At 42.2% G+C, this 22385-nt stretch carries 19 protein-coding genes and 2 pseudogenes; 13 read left to right on the plus strand and 8 right to left on the minus strand.

What is annotated here, in order from left to right; all coding sequences use genetic code 11:
- From gltB to ENH88_RS02465, 4 genes and pseudogenes are all read left to right on the plus strand, one after another.
- The coding region (gene gltB, locus ENH88_RS02455) for a glutamate synthase large subunit (protein WP_304179071.1) at positions 1-3366 on the plus strand (3366 nt) is incomplete at its 5' end.
- A gap of 9 nt (positions 3367-3375) precedes the next feature.
- The gene (locus ENH88_RS02460) at positions 3376-4791 is read left to right on the plus strand and encodes an FAD-dependent oxidoreductase (RefSeq protein WP_304179073.1); all 1416 of its coding nucleotides are present in this window, start codon (positions 3376-3378) and stop codon (positions 4789-4791) included.
- Between the two features lie 349 nt (positions 4792-5140).
- Positions 5141-5230 (plus strand): annotated as a pseudogene (locus ENH88_RS23245) (transposase); the annotation flags it as partial.
- A 198-nt stretch (positions 5231-5428) separates the two neighbouring features.
- On the plus strand, positions 5429-5776 hold the full coding sequence (locus ENH88_RS02465) for a hypothetical protein (RefSeq protein ID WP_304179075.1): 348 nt from the start codon (positions 5429-5431) through the stop codon (positions 5774-5776).
- A gap of 547 nt (positions 5777-6323) precedes the next feature.
- On the opposite strand, the pseudogene ENH88_RS02470 reads toward ENH88_RS02465, so the two are convergent.
- A pseudogene (locus tag ENH88_RS02470) lies at positions 6324-6472 on the minus strand (IS110 family transposase); the annotation flags it as partial.
- Between the two features lie 127 nt (positions 6473-6599).
- Between ENH88_RS02470 and ENH88_RS02475 the strand changes: the two are divergent.
- Positions 6600-6890 carry a hypothetical protein gene (locus ENH88_RS02475; protein WP_304179078.1) on the plus strand — a complete coding sequence of 97 codons (291 nt, stop codon included), beginning with the start codon at positions 6600-6602 and terminating at the stop codon, positions 6888-6890.
- Between the two features lie 764 nt (positions 6891-7654).
- Here the strand turns inward: ENH88_RS02475 and ENH88_RS02480 are convergent.
- The 5 genes from ENH88_RS02480 to nadK form a co-directional block, all read right to left on the minus strand.
- A complete protein-coding gene (locus ENH88_RS02480; RefSeq protein ID WP_304179079.1) occupies positions 7655-7960 on the minus strand; it encodes a GRAM domain-containing protein in 306 nt (101 codons plus the stop codon).
- A 103-nt stretch (positions 7961-8063) separates the two neighbouring features.
- Complete coding sequence (locus tag ENH88_RS02485; protein ID WP_304179081.1) at positions 8064-8489, minus strand: hypothetical protein; 426 nt, start codon at positions 8487-8489, stop codon at positions 8064-8066.
- 113 nt (positions 8490-8602) lie between these two features.
- Complete coding sequence (gene recN, locus ENH88_RS02490) at positions 8603-10276, minus strand: DNA repair protein RecN (protein ID WP_304179083.1); 1674 nt, start codon at positions 10274-10276, stop codon at positions 8603-8605.
- Between the two features lie 88 nt (positions 10277-10364).
- A complete protein-coding gene (locus ENH88_RS02495; RefSeq protein ID WP_304179086.1) occupies positions 10365-10907 on the minus strand; it encodes a hypothetical protein in 543 nt (180 codons plus the stop codon).
- Between the two features lie 78 nt (positions 10908-10985).
- Positions 10986-11870 carry an NAD(+) kinase gene (nadK, locus tag ENH88_RS02500; protein WP_304179088.1) on the minus strand — a complete coding sequence of 295 codons (885 nt, stop codon included), beginning with the start codon at positions 11868-11870 and terminating at the stop codon, positions 10986-10988.
- A 100-nt stretch (positions 11871-11970) separates the two neighbouring features.
- Between nadK and ENH88_RS02505 the strand changes: the two genes are divergently transcribed.
- On the plus strand, positions 11971-12936 hold the full coding sequence (locus tag ENH88_RS02505) for an HrcA family transcriptional regulator (protein ID WP_304179090.1): 966 nt from the start codon (positions 11971-11973) through the stop codon (positions 12934-12936).
- A 58-nt stretch (positions 12937-12994) separates the two neighbouring features.
- Entirely contained in the window at positions 12995-13603 is a 609-nt protein-coding gene (grpE, locus tag ENH88_RS02510) for a nucleotide exchange factor GrpE (RefSeq protein WP_304179092.1), read from the plus strand.
- Positions 13604-13628: 25 nt separating this feature from the next.
- Here grpE and ENH88_RS02515 read toward each other — a convergent pair whose 3' ends face one another.
- The gene (locus tag ENH88_RS02515; RefSeq protein ID WP_304179095.1) at positions 13629-14828 is read right to left on the minus strand and encodes a Bcr/CflA family efflux MFS transporter; all 1200 of its coding nucleotides are present in this window, start codon (positions 14826-14828) and stop codon (positions 13629-13631) included.
- 193 nt (positions 14829-15021) lie between these two features.
- Here ENH88_RS02515 and ENH88_RS02520 point away from each other — a divergent pair, with 193 nt between their 5' ends.
- A complete protein-coding gene (locus tag ENH88_RS02520; protein WP_304179096.1) occupies positions 15022-15819 on the plus strand; it encodes a M48 family metallopeptidase in 798 nt (265 codons plus the stop codon).
- Positions 15820-15911: 92 nt separating this feature from the next.
- Here ENH88_RS02520 and ald read toward each other — a convergent pair whose 3' ends face one another.
- Complete coding sequence (gene ald / locus ENH88_RS02525; RefSeq protein WP_304179099.1) at positions 15912-17033, minus strand: alanine dehydrogenase; 1122 nt, start codon at positions 17031-17033, stop codon at positions 15912-15914.
- Between the two features lie 140 nt (positions 17034-17173).
- On the opposite strand from ald, the gene lrp reads away from it, so the two are divergent.
- The 5 genes from lrp to ENH88_RS02550 form a co-directional block, all read left to right on the plus strand.
- Positions 17174-17653 (plus strand): leucine-responsive transcriptional regulator Lrp, encoded by a 480-nt coding sequence (lrp, locus tag ENH88_RS02530; protein ID WP_304179101.1) that lies wholly within the window; start codon positions 17174-17176, stop codon positions 17651-17653.
- Between the two features lie 132 nt (positions 17654-17785).
- Positions 17786-20248, plus strand: coding sequence for a DNA translocase FtsK (locus ENH88_RS02535; RefSeq protein ID WP_304179103.1), 2463 nt, complete (start codon positions 17786-17788; stop codon positions 20246-20248).
- Positions 20249-20875, plus strand: coding sequence for an outer membrane lipoprotein chaperone LolA (gene lolA / locus ENH88_RS02540; RefSeq protein WP_304179106.1), 627 nt, complete (start codon positions 20249-20251; stop codon positions 20873-20875).
- A 5-nt stretch (positions 20876-20880) separates the two neighbouring features.
- Positions 20881-22224, plus strand: a complete 1344-nt coding sequence (locus ENH88_RS02545; RefSeq protein ID WP_304179108.1) for a replication-associated recombination protein A — start codon at positions 20881-20883, stop codon at positions 22222-22224.
- The coding region (locus ENH88_RS02550; protein WP_304179110.1) for a CrcB family protein at positions 22211-22385 on the plus strand (175 nt) is incomplete at its 3' end. The genes ENH88_RS02545 and ENH88_RS02550, both read left to right, overlap by 14 nt.

A 22385-nucleotide genomic window follows, 5' to 3' on the forward strand; every position in this document is an offset into this window, starting at 1 on the left:
CAAGATGGCTTTATTACACTGGCCTCAGAGGTTGGTATTTGGGATTACACCGCCGATGAAGTGGTTGAGAAAGGCCGCGTTGGCCCTGGTGAGCTACTCGTTATTGATACTCAGTTAGGTAAAATTTGGCACTCAGACGAAATTGATCGCGATCTTAAATCTCGCCACCCATATAAAGCATGGCTTGAGGCCAATGTTAAGCGCTTAACGCCGTTTGAACAGTTGTCAGAGCAAGATGCGGGCAACCGTTCGTTTGATGACGAAACATTACTGAAATACCAAAAAATGTTTGGTTACACCAATGAAGAACTTGATAGCGTTATTCGCGTGATGGGTGAAATTGGTCAAGAAGCCACCGGTTCAATGGGTGATGACACGCCATTTGCAGTGCTTTCGGAAGGTAACCGCTCATTGTTTGATTACTTCCGCCAAAAGTTTGCGCAAGTAACGAATCCGCCAATCGATCCACTGCGTGAAAATCATGTAATGTCGCTGGCGACCTGTATCGGTAGTGAGCAAAACGTGTTTAACGAGACCACAGGACACGCTAAGCGTCTACAGTTTGATACGCCAATTTTAATGTATGCTGATATGCAGCAGCTACTTAGTGCCGATCAAGCGCATTACAGCTATTGCAAAATCGATATCACTTACAGCAAAGAAGAAGGCCTTGGCGATGCGGTAACCCGTATTTGTGACGAAGCGCAAGAAAAAGCCGCTGCTGGCTGTGTGATGTTGTTTTTAAGCGACCGTAATTTTGATGAAAATAAACTACCAATTCCTGCCGCTATGGCTGTTGGGGCGGTACAAAAGCGTTTAGTTGATAACAACTTACGTTGTGAATCAAATATCATTATTGAAACAGGTAGTGTTCGTGATGCACACCAATTCGCGGTATTAATTGGTTTTGGTGCAACGGCAATTTACCCATACCTTGCTTATGAATCACTGGTTGCGATGAGCGACTCTAAAGTGATCAACAAGAGCTATTGTGAAGTTACGCTTGCTTATCGTAATGCCATCAACAAAGGCTTGTACAAGATCATGTCAAAAATGGGTATTAGTACCGTGGCATCATATCGTTGTTCAATGCTGTTTGAAGCGGTTGGTTTGTCTGATGCAATTGTTGATACCTGTTTTAATGGTGTGGCAAGTCGCATTAAAGGCGCGTGCTTTACTGATTTTGATGATGATCAACGCAAGTTACATACTTTGGCATTGAGTAAACGTAAATTACTCAGCCATGGTGGCTTATTAAAGTATGTTCATGGCGGCGAGTACCACGCGTACAACCCTGATGTTATTCAAACGCTACAAAAAGCGGTGCGCTCAGGCGAGTATTCTGATTACAGCGTATACGCAGATCTCGTTAATAAGCGCCCAATCGCTACATTGCGTGACATGCTTGCACTTAAACTGCCAGCAGAGGGGATCAGTATTGATGATGTTGAGCCTGCTACTGATCTTTATAAGCGCTTTGATTCAGCCGCAATGAGTATCGGTGCATTATCGCCAGAGGCGCATGAAGCGCTTGCAATTGCGATGAACCGTTTAGGTGGTTGTTCAAATTCAGGTGAAGGCGGCGAAGACAAACTACGTTATGGTACTGAGAAAAATTCACGTATTAAACAAGTTGCGTCAGGTCGTTTTGGCGTAACGCCGCATTATTTACGCAGTGCTGACGTGATCCAAATTAAAGTAGCGCAAGGTGCAAAACCAGGTGAGGGCGGGCAATTACCGGGCGAAAAAGTCACCCCGTATATTGCTAAGCTGCGTTACTCGGTACCGGGTGTGACCTTAATTTCACCTCCACCGCATCACGATATTTATTCGATTGAAGATTTAGCTCAGCTTATTTTCGATTTAAAACAAGTAAACCCTAAAGCGCTGATCTCAGTAAAACTGGTATCAGAGCCAGGTGTGGGCACCATCGCCACTGGTGTTGCTAAAGCGTATGCTGATTTAATTACTATTTCAGGCTATGACGGCGGTACTGGCGCAAGCCCGCTTACCTCGGTTAAATATGCGGGTAGCCCGTGGGAGCTAGGTCTTGCTGAAACACAACAAGCGCTGGTTGAAAACGGTTTACGTCATCGTATTCGTTTGCAAACTGATGGTGGTTTAAAAACCGGCCTTGATATCATCAAAGCCGCTATTTTAGGCGCAGAGAGCTTTGGTTTTGGTACGGGTCCTATGGTTGCGCTTGGTTGTAAATACCTACGTATTTGCCACCTGAATAACTGTGCAACCGGTGTAGCAACGCAAGACGAAACATTGCGTCAAAAGCATTATCACGGCCTACCAGAAATGGCGATGAACTACTTTAAGTTTATTGCTCAAGAAGCCCGTGAAATTATGGCAAGCCTTGGGGTTGCCAAATTAACAGACTTAATTGGTCGTCTTGATTTACTCGAAGCGATTGAAGGTAAAACGGCAAAGCAGCAAAAAATTGATTTATCGTCAGTGATTGCACAGCCGAATAACCCAACTGGTGAAACCTTATACTGCAGCGCACCGAATACGTCGCATTACTTAGGTAAGTTAAACGAAACGTTATTAGCTAAAGCTCAACAAGCAATTGATGAGAGCAGCGGTATTTCACTGGTCAGCCGTATTTGTAACACCGACCGTTCAGTGGGCGCGATGTTATCGGGTTATATTGCCGATAAACATGGTAACCAAGGCATGGCGGCAGATCCTGTCTCGATTGAGTTACACGGAACCGCGGGTCAATCATTTGGTGTATGGAATGCTGGTGGTCTAGAAATGACCCTAGTCGGCGATGCTAACGATTACGTCGGTAAAGGCATGGCGGGCGGTAAGCTGGTTATTCGCCCACCACTGGGTTCGTCATTTGCAAGCCACAAAGCGACCATTGCAGGTAATACCTGTTTATATGGTGCAACGGGTGGCAAGCTGTTTGCTGCAGGTTGTGCTGGAGAGCGTTTTGCGGTTCGTAACTCAGGCGTGCAAGCGGTTGTTGAAGGCGTAGGTGATAATGGCTGTGAGTACATGACCGGTGGCGTAGTTTGCGTGCTGGGCAATGTAGGCGTGAACTTTGGTGCCGGTATGACCGGCGGCTTTGCCTATATTTTGGATGAGCGTAATGACTTTGAAAAACGCATCAATCCAGAGCTAGTCGAAGTGGTGCTGTTAGATGAGCTAGCGTCACACCAAGAGCATTTGCGTGGTCTAATTGCTGAGCATTTAGAACTAACTGGCTCAAGCCGTGCAGAAACTATTTTAGCCAGTTTTGAAGCGTATTTACCAAAATTCAAACTAGTTAAGCCGAAATCAAGTGATGTGAAAAGTTTACTCGGGCATCGCGCTCGTAGTAGTGCTGAACTTCGTGTTCAAGCACAGTAAGGGGGTAGTATGAGCGAGAATGTATATCAATTTATAGACGTGCAGCGGGTTGATCCCCGCAAAAAGCCAATTTCATCACGTAAAAAATCATTTGTTGAAATTTACGAACCCTTTTCAGAGAAGCAAGTAAACTCACAAGCGGATCGCTGCCTAGATTGTGGTAATCCGTATTGTGAATGGAAATGCCCAGTGCATAACTATATCCCACAGTGGTTAAAGTTAATTCGCACTGGCCGTATCCTTGAAGCCGCGGAGCTATCACACCGCACAAATAGTTTACCAGAAGTGTGTGGCCGGGTGTGCCCGCAAGACCGTTTGTGTGAAGGTTCATGTACATTAGACGAAGAGTTTGGTGCCGTCACCATAGGTAATATTGAAAAATATATTACTGATACTGCATTCAAAATGGGCTGGAAGCCTGATATGTCGTACGTGGTATGGACAGATAAAAAAGTCGCTATCATCGGTGCGGGGCCTGCGGGCCTAGGTTGCGCTGATATTCTAGTGCGTAATGGTGTAAAACCAGTGGTATTTGACCGTCACCCAGAAATTGGTGGCTTGCTTACCTTTGGTATTCCATCGTTCAAACTTGAAAAACAAGTCATGCAAAAACGTCGTGAAATTTTCACCGAAATGGGGGTTGAGTTTAAACTTAACACTGAAGTCGGTGTTGATATCACTATGGATGAAATATTGGCCGAATACGACGCAGTATTTTTGGGAGTGGGGACTTATCAAAGCATGCGTGCGGGCCTTGAGAATGAAGATGCACCAGGTGTTCATGATGCGTTGCCGTTCTTGATCGGTAATACCAACCGCGTCATGGGTTATGACGAATCGAATCAAGCTTACATTGACATGGCAGAGCAAAAAGTTGTGGTGTTAGGTGGTGGTGATACCGCGATGGACTGTGTACGTACCTCAATTCGTCAAGGTGCAACAAAAGTAATCTGCGCTTATCGTCGTGATGAAGAAAACATGCCAGGCTCAAGACGTGAAGTGAAAAATGCCAAAGAAGAGGGTGTTGAATTTACCTTTAACGTGCAGCCAACCGGTATAGTACTAAACGACAACGGCCATGTTGCAGGCGTACAAATGGTGAAAACCCAAATGGGTGAACCAGATGAAAAAGGCCGCAGCAGAGCTGAAGTGATCCCGGGTTCTGAGCATGTGATTGAAGCCGACCAAGTACTCATGGCGTTTGGTTTCAAACCACACAAAATGGATTGGTTAGAAAAGTACGATGTAGAAATAAACCACTGGGGCGGCATTAACGCACCAGAGCAAGGTGAATTTACCCATCAAACAACTAACCCTAAAATCTTTGCCGGCGGCGATATAGTGCGCGGCTCAGATTTAGTAGTCACCGCTATCTTCGAAGGGCGCAACGCCGCCGAAGGGATCATGGACTACTTGAAAGTGTAAGACTTTTACGGGTCAAAGAGTAAAGAGCAAGCCAATTGGCTTGCTTTTTTTATGGCTTCAATAATAGCCATAAGCCATAAGCCATAAGCCATAAGCCATAAGCCATAAGTTTTAAGTTACTCGGTGTTAAAGTAAGCGATGTAGGTAGTGTTGAGTAGTAGAACGAAACCCAACGAAAAAATACATTATTAGCCTGCATCAGGAACTTGCATTATCGAGTGTTTTATATCACTCAATTGTGGAAAAGCCATTTAAATAATGATTCACAAAGAGGTTAAGAGACGCTGCGCTTAAGAGCAGACATTAAGACTATATTTAAGTCGCAGAGGTAAAACCCAGTCAGTTTTGTACCTTACGCGGACAAACGAAAGTGAATGCCCAATGACAATTGTATTGCTTAGTTCATAATATAGAAAAGCTGCAAAACACGATGCATTAAGAAAGTGTAAGCGCTTATTCCCAAAAATAAGCCACTCAAACACTAACTAAAACACCAGCAAATTCTCTTTTTATATTTTACGTGAAATCGAAGTAACCGATTGAATCAAAATAGCAACTCGGCTATGGTTAATGCATCAATAAAAATAAATTAAAGACGAGTAATTCTACAGGCTCGTTAGGTTTCAAGGAGAATGTTGTGAAATTGGTTGGCTCTAAAACTGAAAAGGAAATAAAATCGGAGCTTTTAAGAAATACTTCATCCGTATTTTCAAAATCAGTTGAGTCTCAAGTAAAAACCTTCTTTTTAGACAATGACTTGGATACAACTAAAGTCATTGTTTTAGACTCCTTTCCGGATGACAGAATTGTTTATTATTGGTTACTTATTGAATCACGGATGGTTGGTAGAGTAGAAGTCGAGTTAGATTGTCCTGAATGTACAGGTATGGATACTTTTACTCTTCTAGAGTATCGCCATAAACTAAGTAAGATCCAACAAATAAAGTTAGCTGTTGCAATGGAGTTATTAGCAACTGAAACCTAAGAAGAATTTCAAGCGGGACTGCTAACAGTTTGCTCGGTTTCGTTTCGCCACACAATTTTAGCAAACTATTATCAGCCCCTTAAATGAGCGTTGGTATGACTCCCACTGTCAAGTTAAACACACTGATCCTTGCCTAACTTTTTAAGCCATAATTACTTCAGCTCGAATTAGAGCGAGTTAATACATAGGATGAAGCAAGTAATTTCGTCGGTTGTCTTGCTGATATGGCAGCAGGCGTCCTGCTTTGCGTAAATCAGCTACGCTGTTCAAAATTGTTCCAGACAATTTTGTCGTTGGTTATTACTATTTCTAGTAACTGAGCAAACCTTACTTAGTGCGTCCCGTGGCGGTCACCGATGGCACCTGTCTTCAGTCTATGTGCGTGGTTCAATGCAGCGTTAGCTGCATTGCCATCCTAAAGCTTCCGCGTCCTGCTCACGCCCCTTACCTACATCCATGTAGGCAACGCCGTCGATGCTTGATCCCATACATTAACTCTAATTCGTTTATCATGCGGGTATTCTTGGCAATCTAAGTTTTGTATTCACTGACGTACAAGCTTTTGAACAGTGACTTTGGAAGAAGAAACTTGACCAAGGTGAACAGGTTGTGCACCTCTATGCTCTCAATATAGGCGACTTCATTGAATTCTTTATGTGTATCAAGTCCGATAAAAAGTATGCTATGTTTATTCATGTTAGCCTCTGCTGTTTAGTTAATTGACAAACTAATTATGGCTCTGGCTTTGAATTAAGCTAACCCACGAAAAGCGGAGGCTAACACCGTGTGGGAGTCATTATGTCTAGTTGCCTAAGGAGGCTCTTTGGAAATTCGTTACTTTTTTGCTTTGGGTTGGGTTCTGATTTTGGTTATTTCAATGGTTCATTTAGAGCTTGTATATAATAAAATAGCCAAGTTAAAACCTGAAATATATAAGCTTGAAGGTAGCAAGCAACAGGTGATTACTGAGGCAATGAAATTCAATAATGAGTTGGCTCTTTCGGTTAGTGAAGTTAATAGATCAATTTATAAAGTTTTATTTTGGTCACGAAGAGCTGTATTGGGTATTTTTATAATTCTAGTTGCCGTAAATTTAAATTTGGTCGGCAACTAACAAGTTGCTAAATCAGGAAAATTACTACGGTCACGCTTTTTGCAAAAACACGCAAAAAGCCCGCACTGTAATTTCCCATTAGCAAAGCGTTATACATATTGGGAGCATCGGCATTCTAATCCGTGGAATTCAAAGTCAGTTAAATCTAAAGCCTAAATTTTATGCTGAATCTTCAAAAGTAGGTGGGGCCGGGTGTTTGCTTGGTGGCAGCCTTGCTTTTTATCTTATGTTTGTTCTTAGCTCTTACTTTGGTATAGAAAGCGATGTGCCGATAAGACAATGTGATCAAACGGTTATAATTGAGCTTTTTGTAAGTTGTATAATAACCTTGTTAGTTTGTCTTTATGTATTTTGTGCCCTTACAGCTTTACTCTATATTATCGAACTAAATACAAGAAAGGTTACATAAGCAGATCAGAGCTTATAGATATAGCTTTTAAAAGTTTATATCCGCAACGCTGGCAAAAAGGCTTGTGAAAAATATGTATAATAAGGCAATCAACAAGAACTAAAAACAGTGAGCTGTTATTTAGGCGTTCGAACGACCGAGTTTGCCACAGAGCCGTCCTACGGCTCTAACTCAGAAATGTCAAAAAGGGTGTTAGAGCTACTGTTTATTTCGCTCAAAGCCGTCACATTCAGTTTTAATCATTCATGGCTGAGTTTCGTTACACTCAACTCAACCAACGGTGGTAAATTTAACACTGGACTGTTCTGGCTTTTCCCTAGCACCTCCAACCTAGCAACTTGTCCCTTTAACCTTTTCAATGCCTCGCTTGCAGGCAATTCAGCCACTCATCGGGTTCAGCTAAAATAAACTCTAAGTGATGATTTTCTTTGGTGGTTATTTTAATCCCTGACGTTGTGATAGGGATCAAACCGGCTGCTTTACCAGCGCATTTCTCAACATGAGAGATATTATTAAGTTTTATTGCGTAGCTGCCTAGGCGAAGTTGTTTATTGAGGGCCTCAAAGTGCAAAATATTATCTGTTAAGGTGAGGCGTCCATCTGCTTTACCGACTCCTAGTTGTAATGTTGCATAACAGCGTTTTAATTGTGTTGCGTTCATTATTCACTCCATCGATTTTATTATTTTCTTGAGTGTATGCGGGTAACCGTAATGTGTCAATTATGTAAATTAAATGTTTTTATTTGGCTTTGTTTACAACCATTTATAAAAAGTTGTTCGCGCGGTAGAGCATTTTTTGTTGTTTATTTACACGCACAAATGCAAACAAAACCAACGCCATTTGCGTACCCAGTGCACATAAGGTGAGCATTAAATCTACACGATTATCAGTGCGTTGCACTAAACCTACCTCAATAAACCAGGCAATAGCGAGCATTAAAATAAGGGAGCCATGCAAATAACGCTGTAGTGTAATTTTAAACTGAATGTGTTTCCACTGGCTAAATATCAACAGCGCTAAACTCAGTATTGGTATTAACACCAAGCAGCTAGTTGCTATGATTAATAGCGGCTGCCATGCAGGGAAAGTCGATGTTCCGTCAGTGATAAAATAGTCGTTGCAACCAGTTAGGAATATTAAGCTAAACAAGAGGCTTGCTAATTTTGTTGAGTCTGTTTTTTTCATCATTGTAAAAGTGTACTTAGGTTAGTTTGCAAGCCTTACAACCATTAGTAAGGCTTGCTAGTGTTTTGTCAAAGGGTGCAGCATTAATTGTGCTATTAGCTCTATAGGCTACAGTTTTAAGCATGCGCCATAATTAACTCTTTGGCGTTAGCTTTGGCTGTTTTACTGATGTTATCACCACCAAGTAAACGGGCAATTTCATCAATACGACCATGCTTATTCAGAGGTAGCATTTGGGTGAAAGTTTCACCATCAGCAATTTCCTTGGCAACAAAAAATTGCTGATGTCCTGAGCTGGCCACTTGCGGTAAATGGGTTACACAAATTACCTGAGTAGATTTACCCAGTTGACGTAATAACTTTCCAACAGCAGAGGCGGTTGGTCCCGAAATACCTACATCCACTTCATCAAAAATAAGCGTTGGCGTAGTGACTTTTTGCGCAATAATAACTTGGATCGCTAAACTTATACGTGACAGCTCGCCACCGGAGGCAACTTTTGATAATGGTTGTAACGGTTGGCCTGGGTTAGTCGAGACTAAAAAGGCAATGTTGTCAAAACCTAAGCTGTTTGGCGCACGATCATGTTCTTGTTTTAGCGCAATTTCAAACAGGCCGTTTTCCATCGACAGGTTCGCCATACTTGCACTGATCAGTTCATTTAACGTATGCGCGGCACTTTGGCGGCTTGCACTAAGTGCGATTGCAGCACTGTGGTAGTCATCAAGAGCGGTTTTTATCTCATCGTTAAGCTCATCGAGTCTTGCTGAATTGGTACTGATCGATTCAAGCTCTTGGCTGATCGACTGGTGAAACTCGACTAGTTGATCCGGTTTTATATGATGCTTGCGAGCAAGATCCATCGCACCACTTAAGCGCGCTTCAACGTCAAGCAAACGATTAGGGTCAAGCTCTGTTTGCTCAGCGTAGTTACGAATTTCTCGGCTCGCTTCTTCTACTTGCACTGCGGCTTCTGCTAATAATGCAGCAACGCCACTTAAGCTTTCATCAAAGCTGGCCAGCTCTGCAAATTGTTGGGCACTGTGCTGCAACATCGAGCAGGCATTTTGTTCGTCGCTTTCATATAAGTGTTGCAGCTCACGCTGACACGCTTCAATAATCGTCTGGCTGTGGCTTAATTTGTGATGTTCAGCCTCAATCTGGCTAAACTCATCGGCTTGTAAAGCAAACTCATCAAGCTCAGCAACTTGATATTCTAATAGTTGTTTTTGTGCTGCCTGTTGTTGCTGTGCTTGTTCAAGGACAGTAAATTCTTTTTGTAGATTTTGATAATGGCGATACTGCTGACGCACATTATCAACTAACGCATGGTGCCCAGCATATGCGTCGAGTAACTGTAATTGATGCTCGCTTTTTAACAGGTGTTGGTGTGCATGTTGACCATGGATTGAGATCAGATGTTGGCCGAGTTCTTTTAGCTGTGCTGCGGTTACAGGGCTACCATTAATATAGCTTTTACTGCGACCATTTTTGCAGATCACGCGGCGCAATAAACATTCTTGATCAGTATTGCTAAGTAGCTGCTGCTCTAAAAATTGTTTGGCAAGGGGCAGTGCCGTAATATCAAATTGCGCACAAATTTCTGCGCGCTCTGTGCCTGGTCGTACGGCTGAGGCTTCAGCACGTTCGCCTAAACACAATGATAAGGCATCGATAGCGATTGATTTACCCGCACCTGTTTCACCGGTAATAGCAGTCATACCGCTTTGCCATTCGGTGCTTAAATTGCTCACAATTGCAAAATTTTTAATTTCTAACCCAATTAACATACTGTTTATCCATCCAGTCAATTAACTGTTAATTTATACAGTGTTTTGGGTTTTTGCAAATTAAATTTTATTATATTAGCGAGTTTATTTAATGCTCATTTACAGAAGTGTCAAAATTGTTTGCTGGATCAACAGCTTTTTCATAATCATCAGGATTGGCTGATAACTCGCTGGTAGATAAAACTTTGATCAGTGAAGGTAATAATTCATGGTAAAAGGTTTTATTGTAAGCTAAGCCCGCAGTGGGTAATTCACTGACAAAAAAATCTAAGCGCTCTGCGAGCGCATCACGTTCACCGGTGACATAGGTTTTTGCCAGTTCACTATTAATAGTACTGATCAGTGACTCTACAAGGCGCTCTAAATAAAGTAAGTTTTCGTCGCTGTGGGGCTGTACAACAAAAAAATTACTAACAATTACCTGAATACGAGGAATGTATTTTGGGCGAATTATTTTTGCTTCATAATATTCATTGAGCTTTAACTTTACATTCGCATTCACTTCGTTGACGCGGGTATTAAATAACTTCTTTTTTGCTGCGAGTGCTTTGCGGCGGTTATTTTCAATCACTAAATAGCTGCCAAGTAGGGTGATCAATAATAATAAAGCCAAGAAAACAACATAAGTCATGAGGCGTTAATTTCCCTGAAAAAGGTAACAAATAAATTTCAACTATTTTGCTCTAAAGTATGGTTAAGCGCAATGAAATTAATACAAACGACTACCCCAATTTAACTTGGTTCTTAATACATGATAATACGAGTAATTTTTAGGATGGATCAGACGCAATTTCTTATCTGCTTTTTTAATTAGCACTTCATCGCCAGGTAATACCGCAAGCACCACATGACTATCACAACTAACTTGTAAACTGTCGGTATTTTCCAAGCTCAATTTTAAGCGTACTTCGTTATCTGCATCAACCACTAAAGGTCTACTTGATAGTGTATGTGGAAACATCGGCACTAATGAAATTGCATTAAGCTCTGGGGTTAAAATTGGCCCGCCACCAGAGAGAGAATAGGCGGTAGAACCTGTTGGCGTTGAGACAATTAAGCCATCAGAGCGCTGCGAAAAAACAAAGTCGTTATTAATAAAAGCTTCAAACTCGATCATATGAGCGACTTTATCGGCGTGTAAAACTGCTTCATTCACCGCTGAGTTAGCGCTTTTTAGTTCGCCATGGCGGTATACTTCAACTTCGAGTAAAAAGCGTTTTTCTTCAATGTATTGACCACTTAATACTTGCTCTAAACTGGCTTCAAAGCCTTCTGGGTTTAAATCTGTTAGAAAACCTAAGTTTCCACGGTTCACGCCAATTACGGCAACATCAAAGCGGGCTAAAACGCGCGCTGCACCTAGCATATTTCCATCACCACCCACAACAATGGCTAGATCAGCCTGCTCACCAAGCTCTATCAGTTTGACTAGTTTTTCTTTGGGTACATCGGCTAATTGATGGCCAGTGCGTTGCTCTAATAATACGTTAAAGCCGAGCGCATTTAAAAAAGTGTATAAGCGCTGTAAAGTTGCAGCTGCGCCACTGTGATTTGGTTTGCCAATTAAACCTATGGTTTTAAACGGTGATTCCATGATAAATGCATCAATAGTATTAATATCAGTAGAGTAACTCAAAAGAGACAAGTTTGAAAATAACCTTGAAATAAACTCATTGCGCCCCGATATCCCCTGTATGCAGCAAGATGTAGATACTATGAATTTAAACCCTCGAGATCAGCAAATATTTTCCGCCGTGATGAGCCTGTACTGTAATGGTGAAGGGCAACCTGTGGCGTCGAGTCGTATTGCTAAACAAAAAGGCATGGCTGTGTGCTCAGCAACGGTCAGAAATGCGATGTCACGCCTTGAAAAAATAGGCTTGTTATATTCGCCGCATACCTCTGCCGGACGAGTACCGACCAATGCTGGCTTTGATTACTGGCTAAGTGAATTTTTTCCACTTTCTGAGATTGCCCAGTATTGGCAACCAGCGCAAGCGCAATTAGTTGAGCTTGCGCATGGTTTGAGCCAGCGTTATCAAGTGTGTTGTTGTGTTGGTTTACCGCAAGTTAGCTCGCAGCATGTTTTTAGAGTTGAAGTATTAGATTTTGACAGTAATGATTGGCTTATTTTATTGCTTGATAGAGCAGGGCAAAGTCATAATATTTGTATTCACAAGCCAGATGAGGCGTCAGATACCTTGCGTTATCAATTTGCAACTTGGCTTAATACGGTGTTTAGTCAACAAACCTTAATGGAAGGTTTGTATCGTATGCAAGCGATGGCAAATACCGCCCCGCGTAATTGTCATGACTCATTGCATCAATGGACTCGAGAGCTGAGCCAAAAATTAGGCTCAGATAACAGCATAGTCGTTGGTGAAAATTATCTATACCGACAAATTGATTGTGAGCAAAGCTTAAATATAGGTGTCTCTTTTTTAAACTTTGTTGAAGATAAATTGGCATTTAAAAATGGCGTGTCAGTGTTAAACACTGCGCAGCTGCCATTTACAGATTGTGATGAATTGATGGTGATCAGCGTACCGTATTTTCAAAATCAAGAATATCAAAGTCGTTTTTGTGTAATTTGCCCTAAATCGGCGCAAATTGAAGCAATCATTCAAGAATTTAAATTAATCGAGTCATTTGGCTCTTGAATCTTTTGATTCAATCCCCATAATTACCGCAATTGAAAAGAATTGGAGCACTTAAATTATGTCTGAGCAGACAAAATCACCAGAGCAAGAAGTCGAATTAAACGAAGAATTAGAGCAAATGCAAGCCGAAGTGGAAGCCGCTGTAGAAGCTGCGGATGCTCATGAAGGCGAAGAAATTAGCCCTGAAGCTGAAATTGCCATGCTTTATGCAGAGCTTGAAGAAGCTAAGCAAACGATTGCGAGTCAAAAAGATGGGGTCGTTCGAGCTGCCGCAGACGTAGATAATATGCGTCGTCGCGCTGCACAAGATGTAGAAAAAGCGCATAAATTTGCACTTGAAAAGTTCGCTAACGAATTATTGCCCGTTATTGATAACTTAGAACGTGCTATTGAGTTCTCAGACAAAGAAAACGAAACCTTAAAGCCATTGCTTGAAGGGATTGATATGACTGTGAAAAGCTTTAATGATGCGGTTGCAAAATTTGGCGTTGAAATTGTAAACCCACAAGGCGAGCAGTTTAATCCTGAATTTCACCAAGCCATGTCGATTCAACCAAGTAATGACGTAACACCTAACACTGTATTAGCAGTGATGCAAAAAGGTTACACATTAAATGGTCGTTTATTACGCCCTGCAATGGTGATGGTATCTAAAGCAGCTGAATAAATAAGTTGTTTATAAAAAATGCCCGTTAACGACGGGCATTTTTTTTGTTTCTAGCTCGGTGCCAAAGCTGAGCAATGAGTGTAAGCACTAAGGCACTGAACATTAAGCTCGAAAATGGCACTGCACTTTGTGCATGCATCAGCGCTAAAATTGGCCCCACTAATGCCCCGCTACCAAAACGTAAAGTACCAATAACTGCTGTAGCTGTACCTGAACGCTCTTCAAATTGCATTAATATCAGTGCATCGGCATTACTTGCGGTCACCCCTAAACTCATCATTAATGGTGCAATCGCTGCGACAATAAAATACAGTGACAGGTGTAATATACTGAATGTAAGTAGCGCACTGCCAGCAACAAAGCCAACCGCTAAACCATAATAGAGCATCTTTCGCGAGCCAACCCTCGGTACTAGTCGGGTATTTAAAAAGTTACCAAACATTAGCGCCATGACGTTAAACGCGAACAAAATACCAAATAACTGCTCTGACACTTTAAAGTAATCAAGGTATACAAACGGCACTGCGGTTAAAAAGCAAAAAAAGCCGAATGATACAAACATTGAACTGGCAATATCTGCACGGGTATCTTTATTTTTAAACACTGTTTTATAACTATCAAAAAATAGCGCAAAGCCTTTTAGCGGACTTTTAAAAATAGGAATATCAATTAGGTAAATTTGCACTAACGCCAGAATGACAAAGCTGTAGCTTGCCAGTACCAAAAAGATAGTTTGCCAGTGAGATAAGCCCATGATCATAGAGCCCACTGTGGGGGCGATCAAAGGGGCAACCATCATGATCATGGATACATACGACATACCTTTAGCGGTATCTTGTTTGTAGATATGGCGAATTATGCCAGGTACTACCACGGTTGCCGCAGCACCAGTAAAGGCTTGAATAGCACGCAGCGCCCAAAATAGATGAATATCATTACAAAAGGCCAATGCTACTGAGCTTACCCCAAATAATGCGAGCCCAACTTTGGTGAGTACGCGCCGACCAATTTGATCCGCTATTGGACCAAAAAATAACATCCCTAAAGCATACCCTGCCAAGTACAAACTTAATGATATTTGTACATTCGGCATGCTGGTATTAAGATCATTGGCAATAACTAACATTGCAGGTAAGTACATATCAATTGCCAATGGTGTAATTGCTACAATGCTGGCAAGTAAAGGTAACAGAATGCGTTTATTCAAAGAGACCGAGTCTTGCATGATTCACCCATTAAATAAAAAGAGGCCTATATTGTAACAGCGGTAGTGACCCTTGGGTACTTAGTTTGCACGCTAACTATCATCTTTAACATATTAATCATAGAAGTAGTGTGTTTAGCTGTTATTGCAATATGTTCAATCGCAGACTGGTTTGCTATTCTAGGGATAATTAAATGTGAGTTGAGGGAATACAATGAAAAAATTAGTTTTGGCTGTGCTTGCCACTGCGGTATTAGCGGGTTGTAAAACATCGCCAACAGGGCGCACGCAAATTGCGCTTTATTCTGATCAACAAATGAGTCAGATGGGTCAGCAAAGCTTTGCTGATATGAAAAAGAATCAAAAAATTAATGATAATCCTCAAGTAAATGCCTATGTAAAGTGTATTGCTGATGATGTGATTGCAGTATTACCGCAACAGTATGCACGCCAAGCTTGGGAAGTGGTGGTATTTGAAGACGATTCAGCTAACGCGTTTGCATTACCCGGTGGCTACATTGGTGTACATACGGGCTTATTAAAAGTCGCTGAAAATCAAGATCAGCTTGCAACTGTAATTGGCCACGAAGTGGGGCATGTAATTGCCGAGCATTCAAATGAACGTGTTTCACAAAGCTCACTGCTACAAACAGGTATGCAAGCGGGCAGTATGGCGCTTGAAATGGGAAATGTGCAGTACCGTAACGAAATTATGCAAGGGCTTGGCTTAGGTGCGCAGTACGGGGTGATTTTACCATTTAGCCGTTCACATGAATCTGAGGCTGATCAAGTAGGCTTAGATTTAATGGCGAAAGCGGGATTTAATCCAAAAGAATCGGTCACGCTTTGGCAGAATATGAGTAAAGCGGGCAGTAGTGGTACGCCTGAGTTTATGTCTACGCACCCAGCACCAGGTAATCGTATTAAAGAGTTACAAGCAAAATTGCCACAAGCATTGAATGAGCAAAAAGCAGCGAAAGCAGCGGGTAAAAACCCACAGTGTAAGCTGTAATCTCACTTTTTTATGGTATAAAAAAAGCCTGTGAACTAACTGTTCACAGGCTTATTAATTTTTAAATGCGAGTTAACCAGAGTTCAGGTTAATTATGCATTTTCAACAGCAGTACGTGGATCTACGTATGGCATGTTGAATGCTTCAGCAACTTCTTTATAAGTTACTTGACCTTTGATTACGTTAAGACCTTTAAGGAAGTTAGCGTCATCAAGTAATGCTTTTTTGTAACCTTTGTTAGCAAGGTTAATGATGAAAGGCAATGTTGCATTGTTAAGTGCAAACGTAGATGTACGTGGTACAGCACCTGGCATATTAGCAACACAGTAGTGAACTACGTCATCAACGATGAAAGTAGGATCAGCGTGTGTAGTTGCTTTAGAGGTTGCGATACAACCACCTTGGTCGATTGCTACGTCAACAATAGCAGAACCTGGCTTCATTGCTTTAATGTGTTCAGCAGTTACTAGCTTAGGTGCAGCAGCACCTGGAATCAGTACGCCACCAATGACAAGATCAGCTTCAAGTACATGCTTTTCAAGGGCATCAGCTGTTGAGTAAATTGCTTTAACTTTATTGCCAAACTGAGCGTCAAGTGCGCGAAGTACGTCAATGTTACGATCAAGTACCACAACATCAGCACCTAGGCCGACAGCCATTTGTGCTGCACTGCGACCAACCATACCGCCACCGATCACAACTACTTTAGCTGGCTCAACACCTGGTACGCCACCTAATAACATGCCACGACCATGATTTGATTTTTCAAGCGCTTGTGCACCAGCTTGAATAGACATACGGCCAGCAACTTCACTCATAGGCGCAAGTAATGGCAAACCACCACGTGAATCAGTTACTGTTTCATAGGCAATACATACTGCGCCACTTTTTACTAGGTCTTCAGTTTGTGGAAGATCGGGTGCAAGGTGTAAGTAAGTGAACAGAATTTGATCTTCACGAAGCATTGCACGCTCAACAGCTTGCGGCTCTTTTACTTTTACGATCATCTCTGCGGTTGCGAAAACGTCAGCTGCGGTTGCTAACACTTCAGCGCCGGCTTGAATATAGTCGTCATTAGTAAAACCAATGCCCATACCTGCATCAGTTTCAACAAAAACTTGGTGGCCGTGGTTTACTAACTCACGAACACTCGCAGGGACCATACCTACACGGTATTCATGGTTTTTTATTTCTTTAGGTACACCGATAATCATAATATTGCCTTGTTAGAACGGGATAAAATTTTTCACTATTATATTCATGACAAGCCAGTGTGTCTCACCTTTTTTAATTGAAATGATAGTGATATAATCTACAAATACAATTTAAACAGTGTAAAAAACTAGTTGGCCCTATGCATGAGTTATTAGACCGTATTGACCGTAAGATTTTGATAGAATTACAACACGATGGACGTGTTTCAAATGTCGAACTGGCCCGACGAGTAGGGCTCAGTGCGACCCCCTGTTTAGAGCGCGTTAAAAAGCTTGAACGCGAAGGCTATATTGTTGGCTATAAAGCGGTGGTTGACCCAGCTAAACTCGGCCAAGGTCTCTCTGTGTATGTAGAAGTGACGATCACTAAAACATCGCCAGATGTATTTGATGAGTTTAGCGCCGCGGTTAAAAAGCACGATGAAATTATTGAATGTCACTTAGTGTCTGGTAATTTTGACTTTCTACTCAAAACCCGGGTAAATGATATGTCTGAGTATCGTGGTGTATTAGGCGACATATTATTAAAGCTGCCAAATGTCAGTGAAAGCCGTACCTATGTAGTAATGGAAGAAGTAAAAGGTGAGCAAGGGGTGATTATTCGCCCTTACATTGCTTGAATGATAAAAACTCGTTCATAATCAGGCCAGCATTGTTAAGATAAAGTGCAACAAAAAGTATTTCCTGCTAAGGTATTCCATTGCTAAGAGATGAGTACAAAGAAGTACAAAGAAAATGAGGAATAGCGAGTTATGCGCCTAAACGGTGTACAAAGACTATTAGAAACCGGTTTGATAATCAGCACCTTTGCCGCCATATTTATTTTGTGTGCATTGATAAGCTTTGATCCCGCTGATCCTAGTTGGTCGCAAACAGGTTATGAGAGTGTAAGAAACATAACTGGGGCGGCTGGCGCGTGGATTGCCGATATTTTATTACTTACTTTTGGTTGGTTGGCTTATTTAGTGCCGGCTGCAATCCAAATCTTTGGTTATTTGTTATTTAAGCAACCGCATAAGATTTTTCAACTTGATTATACAACCTTGTCGCTTCGCGTAATTGGTTTTGCATTATTTATAACCTCGGCAACGGCCATCAGTAGTATTAATTTTGATGATATTTATAATTTTTCATCCGGTGGGGTAGTGGGTGATGTAATAGCCTCAGCTATGATGCCGGCCTTTAATTTTACTGGCACGTCTATTTTATTATTGTGTTTCTTTTTTGCCGGCTTAACCCTGTTAACGGGTGTGTCTTGGGTGCAATTTGTCGATTTTATTGGCGACTGGATCATGCGTAGTTATCATTTTATCGCGTATCATTTACAAGCATGGTTACAACGTGAACGTGCAGCAAATACGCCAGTTACAGTTGAACAAGCCCCCGTCGATGAGGCAAAAGCTACGAAACAGACCCCGTCGATTCGCTTTACTGAAGCAAGCACAGGAACGACAACAGATCATCAAGACTCGCATCCGGCATTTGATGATTTGGATGACATTCTGGATCAAGAAATCAATTTTAGTGCCATTGATGATGAACCAATGGATACAGCGGCGGCCTTAAATGCACTTGATCAAAGCCATGTTGCTGAGCCTGAAAAACCGATAACCACAGTGGTATCCCCAGCGCGACCCATGCCGAAGCCTAAGAGTACCTATCAGCCGCCACCTACGGCAAAAGAGAAGTTCGAGCAGCTACTAGAAGAAAAGCCGCCGAGCACACCTTTGCCAACACTTGATTTACTGGATAGGCCAGACAAAGCAAAAAACCCAATTTCGCCGGAAGAGCTAGAAGCCGTGTCACGGTTAGTTGAAACTAAACTACTTGATTTTAACGTGCAAGCTACGGTTGTTGCGGTTTATCCTGGGCCTGTTGTAACCCGTTTTGAGCTTGATTTAGCGCCGGGTATTAAAGTATCTAAAATTACCGGTCTGGCAAAAGATTTAGCCCGCTCGTTATCAGCGGTGAGTGTCCGTGTTGTTGAAGTTATTCCGGGTAAAACTTATGTAGGGATTGAATTACCTAATAAACACCGTGAAATAGTGCGGTTATCAGAAGTGATCGACGCACCAAAATTTGAGCAAAATCCTTCGCCATTAACTATGGTATTGGGTAAAGATATTGCCGGTGAGCCAATCTGTGCCGATCTCGGTAAAATGCCGCATTTATTAGTTGCAGGTACCACAGGCTCTGGTAAGTCAGTGGGTGTTAATGTGATGATATTAAGCTTACTGTACAAATCAGGCCCTGATGATGTACGTATGATCATGATTGACCCGAAAATGTTGGAACTTTCTGTTTACGAAGGTATCCCACATTTACTGTGTGAAGTGGTCACCGATATGAAAGAAGCTGCCAATGCGCTGCGTTGGTGTGTAGGTGAGATGGAACGCCGTTATAAGTTAATGTCGGCGTTAGGTGTGCGTAACTTAAAAGGTTACAACCAAAAGGTATTGGATGCGAAAGAAGCGGGTTACCCAATTCTCGATCCATTATTTAAAGATACTGATGGTATGAAAGAGGGACCAGACGAGTTAGGTAAGTTACCGAGCATCGTGGTGGTGATTGACGAATTTGCCGACATGATGATGATTGTTGGTAAAAAAGTTGAAGAGCTCATTGCCCGTATTGCGCAAAAAGCCCGAGCGGCAGGTATTCATTTAATACTAGCAACACAGCGCCCATCAGTGGATGTTATTACTGGTTTAATTAAAGCGAATATCCCAACGCGAATGGCGTTTCAGGTATCAAGTAAAATTGACTCGCGTACCATCTTAGATCAACAAGGTGCAGAAAACCTGTTAGGTATGGGTGACATGCTTTATTTACCGCCGGGCACTAGTGTGCCTGTACGTGTACATGGCGCGTTTGTTGATGACCATGAAGTACATGCGGTGGTAAATGATTGGAAAGCCCGCGCTAAACCAAATTACATAGATGAAATTTTAAACGGTGACGCCACGGAAGATATTTTACTACCAGGCGAAGCCAGTGAGAATGCGGATGAAGAATCTGATCCCTTGTATGATGAAGCCGTCTCATTTGTAATTGAAACAGGCAAAGTGTCGGTTTCAAGTGTCCAGCGTAAGCTGCGTGTTGGTTATAATCGTGCAGCACGTTTAGTGGAGCAGATGGAAACGTCGGGTATTGTGAGCGCACCAGGTCATAACGGTGCCCGTGATGTATTAGTGCCCAATGGTGGAGCAAATTAAATGAAAAAAATTAACTATTTAGCCTTGGCGATCAGCTGCTTGTTATCAGCCTCAGTGTATGCAGATGACAGCCAAGCATTACAAGCTAAGCTTGCTGGATTAAAAAGCTTTCAAGCGCAATTCGAACAGCAAGTGAATGACGACCAAGGTCAGTCAATTATGCAAGGTAAGGGTAATATTGCTTTACAACAGCCAATGATGATCCGTTGGCAACAAGCCAGCCCTGACGATACCTTATTTGTTTCAAATGGCGATAAAACCTATTACTTTGACAGCTTTGCAGAACAAGTAACGATTATGAATACTCACAGTTTGATTGACTCAACACCGTTTGTATTACTCACTTCTAAAGATCCTGCGCAGTGGCAAAAGTATCAAGTAACAGCCACCGATGCAGGCTTTAGTGTGACACCTAATAAAGGCGTAGAAAGCCAAGTGGAGCAATTAGACATTGTATTTGCGAAAGACCAAATCGGTTTAGCGCAACTATTGGTAAAAGACAGCTCTGGGCAATCATCAACCTTTACCTTTAGCGATGCCAAAGTAAATGAAAGTTTAGCTCATTCAACCTTTGAATTTAATATTCCTGAAGGTGTTGAAATAGATGACCAAAGCCAAGGTGAATAATTAGAGTGAGTAATTTAGGCTTTAATTTTGGCCCCGATGTGCGCCCACTTGCGGCGCGCATGCGACCAACCAGTTTAGATCAGTATATTGGCCAGCAACATCTATTAAGCCAAGATAAGCCACTCTATCAAGCTATTTTAGCTGGGCGTTGCCACAGTCTTATTTTGTGGGGGCCGCCAGGCGTTGGTAAAACCACTTTAGCGCAAATTATTGCCAACCATGCCGATGCGGCGCTAATTCAAATGTCGGCAGTAACCGCAGGTATCAAAGACATTCGTGATGCGGTGAGTGAAGCTCGCAATAACCTTGAAGGTCGCGGACAGCGTACCTTATTATTTGTGGATGAAGTGCACCGCTTTAATAAATCCCAGCAAGATGCGTTTTTACCACATATTGAAGATGGTACTTTTATTTTTGTTGGTGCGACTACCGAAAATCCCTCGTTTGCCCTTAATAATGCGATTTTATCCCGAGCACGAGTGTATGTATTAAAATCGCTGCAAGAAGCCGATCTTCACAATGTTATTGAACGTGCCCTTGCGGGCGACGATGAGCTAAAAAATAAAACGATTGTGCTTGCACAAAATGCTAAACAAGCACTGTGTCAAGCAAGTGATGGTGATGCCCGCAAAGTACTTAATCTACTTGAGCAAGCGATTGATTTAACCGTTGAGCAAAACGGTCAATATTTAGTTGATGAACACGTACTCAGCCAAGTATTGCCAACGCATTTAGCCAAGTATGATAAAGGCGGCGATGAATTTTACGATTTAATATCTGCCTTTCATAAATCAGTGCGGGGTAGTTCACCCGATGGCGCCTTGTATTGGTATTGCAGAATTCTCGCAGGCGGTGGCGACCCGCTGTATGTTGCAAGGCGATTACTTGCCATTGCCACCGAAGACATTGGTAATGCCGATCCGCGGGCGATGGAAGTGGCCCTTAATGCATGGGACATCTTCCAGCGAGTAGGGCCAAGTGAAGGCGAGCGTGCAATTGCACAAGCTACGATTTACCTAGCCAGCGCACCGAAAAGTAATGCGGTGTATGCTGCATTTAATCAAGCCAAGCTGGATGCGCAAAACGAGCCGAGCTATCCGGTGCCAGAGCATTTACGCAATGCCCCAACAAATTTGATGAAAGACTTAGGCTATGGTGCTGAGTATCGCTATGCGCACAATGAAGAAGGCGCCTTTGCCGCCGGTGAAAACTATTTCCCGGAGCAAATAGCCGATAAACAATATTACTTTCCAACGGATCGTGGTTTAGAGCAAAAAATTAAACAAAAGCTCGACTACCTCAAAGAGCGCGATCAACACAGTGACATAAAACGCTATGACAAGCCTTAAGATATACCTCATGATTGCCGCAGGAGGTGCCTCAGGTGCCTGTTTACGATTTTTTATTAGCGAAACCATGTTAAAACTATTGGGCAGGGGATTCCCTTTTGGCACGTTGGCAGTTAATATTCTTGGTTCATTGTTGATGGGCATATTATACGGTTTGATAG

It is taken from the genome of Pseudoalteromonas prydzensis, assembly GCF_011050055.1.
In the GTDB taxonomy this organism is placed as follows: Bacteria; Pseudomonadota; Gammaproteobacteria; order Enterobacterales; family Alteromonadaceae; genus Pseudoalteromonas; species Pseudoalteromonas prydzensis_A.